The 4,657-nt window shown below is 72.5% G+C and carries 5 protein-coding genes and 1 pseudogene; all 6 read right to left on the reverse strand.

Annotated features, from left to right (window positions below):
* On the reverse strand, positions 1-1,288 hold a 1,288-nt coding region (locus ACOJTC_RS30240), incomplete at its 3' end, for a hypothetical protein (RefSeq protein WP_420119433.1).
* A gap of 4 nt (positions 1,289-1,292) precedes the next feature.
* Positions 1,293-1,691, reverse strand: a complete 399-nt coding sequence (locus tag ACOJTC_RS30245; RefSeq protein WP_420119434.1) for a hypothetical protein — start codon at positions 1,689-1,691, stop codon at positions 1,293-1,295.
* Between the two features lie 61 nt (positions 1,692-1,752).
* Positions 1,753-2,049, reverse strand: a complete 297-nt coding sequence (locus ACOJTC_RS30250; protein WP_204923302.1) for a WXG100 family type VII secretion target — start codon at positions 2,047-2,049, stop codon at positions 1,753-1,755.
* Between the two features lie 31 nt (positions 2,050-2,080).
* Positions 2,081-2,377: a WXG100 family type VII secretion target gene (locus ACOJTC_RS30255; RefSeq protein ID WP_204923310.1), complete on the reverse strand. Its 297-nt coding sequence runs from the start codon at positions 2,375-2,377 to the stop codon at positions 2,081-2,083.
* Between the two features lie 66 nt (positions 2,378-2,443).
* Positions 2,444-3,838, reverse strand: coding sequence for a type VII secretion protein EccB (eccB, locus tag ACOJTC_RS30260; protein ID WP_357929399.1), 1,395 nt, complete (start codon positions 3,836-3,838; stop codon positions 2,444-2,446).
* A gap of 4 nt (positions 3,839-3,842) precedes the next feature.
* A pseudogene (locus tag ACOJTC_RS30265) lies at positions 3,843-4,657 on the reverse strand (hypothetical protein); the annotation flags it as partial.

Genomic DNA, 4,657 nt, shown 5'->3' on the forward strand with positions numbered 1-4,657 from the left:
CACCGCCCAGGCCCAGGTCACCACCGCCACCCAGACCGAGGTCACCGCCGCCCCCGTCCAGGCCCAGATCACCACCGCCGCCCAGGCCGAGGTCCCCACCACCGCCCAGGCCCAGGTCACCACCGCCACCCAGACCGGGGCCACCGCCGCCGTTGAGGTCCGGCCCGTTGAGGTCGGGGGTGCCGCCCGGCGGCGGGGTGGCGCCGGTGGTGGTCGGTGGGGGCGAGATGACGCTCACCAGGTGGGTGACGGAGCGCAACCGGGTGGTCAGCAGTGCCAGCTCGGTACGCATCGTGGCGTCCAGCTCATGCAACTGGCCGAGCCAGGCGCCCTTGATCATGTTGTCGACGCTCTGCCAGCCCGCCTCGGTCATCAGGTTGAACGTGCCGCTGTTCACCGAGCCGTTGCCGTACGCGTCCGGCAGGGTGATCGTGACCTGGCTGAAGTTGCCCGTCCTGACCTCGGTGACGATCTTCTTCAACGAGTCGATCAACGTGGTCGGGTTGTAGCCGTTGAACCACTGGAAGGTGTGGTCGCTGAACTCCCGGAACGAGCTGGCGATCTTGTTGCGGAAGGTCGTCATGTCGTCGACCACGTCGTCGACCTGGTCGGACCAGGCCCGGTCGGTGCTGTTGGCGTTCATGTCGACGGCGAGCCGGTGGACGTCGCGCCGCATGTTCGCCACCGCACCGATGAACACCCCGGAGGCGTTGCCCTGGAACCCGGAGGCGTCGTCGCCGACCCGGTCCAGGATGGTCTTCAGCTCCCGTTCGGTGCTGACCAGACTGGTCTCCACGTCGTGCAGCATCTTGGCGGCGTCGGTGAAGCTCTTCCAGCTGAACACCGGGTTGGTGCCGCTGGTCAGCCGTTGCAACGCGCCCTCGCTGGACTTGTAGAAGGTCTCGAAGGCGCCGCGCGGGGAGGGCGCCCCCTCGGTCTGCGAGTCACTGAAGACGATCTTCACCTGGATGAACTGGGTACGGGTGGTGTAGTGGGGTTTCCCGTCGCGCACCGAGCCGACCGTGCTGATCCGGTAGAGGAAGAACTCGTTGCCGTCGAGCGAGTCGATCCGGTTGGTCACGTCGCCGTCGCTGGGCGGCTGCGAGGACTCGGTCACGTCGTCCAGGTGGTCGACGAGACGCAGCCACCGCACGTCCGGGCCGGCCACCAACCGACGGTCCAGCATGGTGCCGCTGGTGCCGTCGGGGCCGTCCCGGCCCTCCCCCAGCACGTTCTGGAGCATCGATTCCCAGGTCCACTGGGACATGTCCTGGTACGGCGCGGTCACCGGATCACGCCGTCGGGTTCGGGGTGGGGTTGGGCGGGGTGCCGGTGTTCGGCGGGGTGCCGGTGCCGGGCAGGAACTCCAGGAACCGCTCGGCGGTGACCGAGTTGAGCGACTCGATGTAGTCCGAGTTCGCCAGCAGTTCGGTCAACCCCACGGCGAGGCTGTTCATCGTGGTCCGGTGCGTGGTCATCCGGGCCAGCAGCGTGTCACCGGTCTTGTTGAGCTGGTCACGGATGGTCTTGCCCGGCTCGAAGTTGTTCGTGCCGGCCGAGACGACCAGGTCACGCAGCGTCTGCGAGACGTACTGGCCGTGCCCGGAGGTGGCGGTGTCGACCGCGTCCCGCAGGCTGTTCAGCTTCGCGACGAGCTGGTTGATGTACGGCTCGTCGATGACGATCGGCATCTGGTGCTCCGTTCCGTGAGGTGGGAGGCGGGCGGCCCGGTACCGCCCGCCGCACCGAAGGTCAGACGTTGCCCTGGAACAGCGCGGCACCCCGCGCGTCACCCAGCCGGTAGTTGTCGTGGATCTGGTCCAGCCGGGACGAGGCGTCGGCGAGCGCCCGGCGCATCTCGTCGATCCCGGTGTTCCACTTCGCCTGCGCCGCGGTGAACGCCTCCCGGGTGTCACCGGAGTTGGCGCTCACGTACGTCTGGACGACGGTGTTGAGTTCGTCGATCGCGTTCTGGATGCTGTTGGTCACGCCCTGCAACTCGGCCGAGCTGTCCAGCAGACCGTTGGGGTTGAGTCCGTACGACGGCATGGGTCGTCCTTCGTGAGGGGTCGGTCGGTGGTCAGGTCCAGCTCGCGGAGAGAGCGTTGTCCTGCTCCACCTGCGCGCTGGTCTGGTAGTGCGAGGTCATCGCGGTGTTCAGGTCGAGCAGCCCCTGCTTGACCTTGCTCAGCCCTTCCAGCCACTGCTGGATGGAGGTGGTGAAGGCGGTCTTGGCCTCCCCACGCCACTGGGTGTCCAGGAAGCTGGACGTGTTGTCGACGGCACGCTGCGCCGCGTCGCACTGGGCGTCGGTCTGGTTCATCGCCGAGATGGTGCTGCGGATGGTCTGCTCGTCTACCTCATTGCCGAGTGGCATCGGCGCTCCTTCCGGTTGGGGCGGCCGCGGCGGTTCCGCGTCGCCGGTTCCGCTGGTCGGCCGGTCTCATCCGACGACCCGGGCGGGGTCGAGGGCGGGACCGGTCGGCAGCAGATCGATCAGGTCCGGTGACACCACGGTCGCGGTCGCGGGGGCGTAACCCAGCCGTTCCGCCACCGCCGCACCGGCGAGGGGGTACTTCACCCCGGCGTCGGTCACCAGGTGGTAGCCGGTGCCGGGCTGTCCGGCGCGACCGGTGACCACCAGCCCGCCGCGTCCCGGGGTGACCGCCACCGCGTCGGCGGTGTGCGCCGTCCGGGTCACCCCGACGCCACCCCGGACGATGCCGGTCGCCGGTACCGGTCGGGCCGCCACGACCCGGGGGCGGCCGTCGGCACCGAACCGCAGGCACCAGGCCAGCCCGGCGGCGCGGGAGGCCGCCGCCGGCGCCACCGCCGGCAGTTCCTCGGCCACGGGTGGTCGGGCCACGAGGGGCAGCCGGGCCAGCGCCGCCGGGCTCAGCACGGTCGGGACCACCACCCGGCCGCCGTAGCCGGCGACGGTCGCCGGGTCGGCGGCCAGCAGCGCGTACGCCAACGGGGTCAGCCGGGCCAGCCCGTCGCGGCGCAGCAGGTAGTGCCGTTCCGCCCCGTCGGCCGGTCGGGCGGTGAACAGCTGACCGATCCGGGTCGGTTGCCCGTCTACCTCTGGCCCGGCCTCGCCGCGCCCCGGCACCGCCACCGGCCCCAGGTCAACCCCGGCGGGGACCAGGTCCAACCAGGCCGCCGGTACGGTGACCGGTGGCCCGTCGTGTCCCAGCACCGCCGGCAGCCACGGCGCGGTGAGCCGGAACCGGTGACCGTTCCAGATCAGATAGCCGGCGGTCGGGTCGCCGGTGGGCCGGACCAGCACCGCCCGGTCGGCGGCCAACGGAGTCCCGTCGGCCGCCGGGGCGACGGACAGGGTCAACGCCGTCGTCTCGGTGCCGGCCAGATCCGTGGCGCTGGGCGCGCACGCGGTCCACCCGACCCCGGCCAGGCCACCGGCCGGCAGCACGTCGGGAGCGCCGACGATGCCCAGCGGCTGACCGTGCGCCACCCCGCGCAGCGACTTCGCCGACACGGTGACCACGGCCAGTTCCTCGCCGAGCAGCAGCCGGGCCGAGGCGTAGTTGAGCACCGGGCGCAGCCGCCCGTCCAGGTAGAGGTAGCGCGAGCCGGTCTCCTTCTCCACCACCAGCGACCCGGCCTTGCGCCAGGCGGTGGCCCCGCCGGGGGCGAAGAAGCCGTACAGGGTGAAGCCGCCGACCACCAACGCGGCGACCAGGACCCCGGCGAGCAACCCCACGGTGGTCCGCCGGTGCGGCGTCTCCAGGCCGTCCGGCTCGCCGGCCACCAGCGCGGCGGTCAACCGGCCCAGCAGGTGCGACTGCGCCTGCACCTGGTCACGTCGGGACTGCACGGCCTCAGCCCCCGATCGCCCGGAAGTAGTCGTACACGTGCAGGACGGCGAGCCCGATCGGCAGCAGCGCCACCGCCGCCGCGGTCAGGGTCAGGTCACCGACCCGCCCCCAGTACGGCGTCACCCGCCGCCCGGTGAGGCTGCGCCCGGCCAGCAGCAACGCCGGTACGGCGACCGGCAGCAACACCAACGCCAGCACCCGCGCCAGCGGTCCCGCACCGGCCAGGGCGTCCACGGCGACGGCGACGAGCCCGACCAACGCCGGTACCGCCTGGGTCAGCCGGTGCCAGGCGCTGGTCATCGGCCGGGCGTTGAGCGACCAGACCAGCGCGACCAGCAGCACCAGGGTCACCTCCGCCCACCCCGCCCGGTGGGCCACCGGCAGCAGCGCCACGGCGGTGGCCGCCGCCAGGCCGGCGTACAGGGCGGTCATCAGCCGGTCGACGGCCCGCGCCCGGTCCATCAGCGGGCCGGCCGGTTCCGGGTCGATGTCCTCCTGGAGGTGTTCGGGTCGGGTCGGCAGCGGGGCGAGGCGCATCCCGGCCAGCCGGAACGCGAACAGGGGCACCGTCAGCACCAGGGCGGTCGCGGCCAGCGCCACCACCGCCCCGGCCTGCGGCCCGGTCAGCCCACCGGCCGTGGCGGCGGCCCCGCCGAGCACCCCCCGCAGCAGCGCGCCGGAGCCGGCGACGAACAGCGGGGTGGCCGCGCCGAGCAGACCGGCGGCGAGCACCGCCACCGCCGCCCCGGTGGCGGTCCCGCCGAGCACCTGCGGCCCGGTCGTCCCCGCGCCGACCGCCCCGCCGTCGCCGGGCAGCA

Source organism: Micromonospora sp., assembly GCF_048594385.1.
Lineage (GTDB): Bacteria > Actinomycetota > Actinomycetes > Mycobacteriales > Micromonosporaceae > Micromonospora > Micromonospora wenchangensis.

What these genes read in the sequence shown, in the direction of transcription:
- ACOJTC_RS30245 (WP_420119434.1), bottom strand. Translation starts at nt 1,691, where the DNA reads ATGCCGATCGTCATCGACGAGCCGTACATCAACCAGCTCGTCGCGAAG.
- ACOJTC_RS30255 (WP_204923310.1), bottom strand. Translation starts at nt 2,377, where the DNA reads ATGCCACTCGGCAATGAGGTAGACGAGCAGACCATCCGCAGCACCATC.
- ACOJTC_RS30250 (WP_204923302.1), bottom strand. Translation starts at nt 2,049, where the DNA reads ATGCCGTCGTACGGACTCAACCCCAACGGTCTGCTGGACAGCTCGGCC.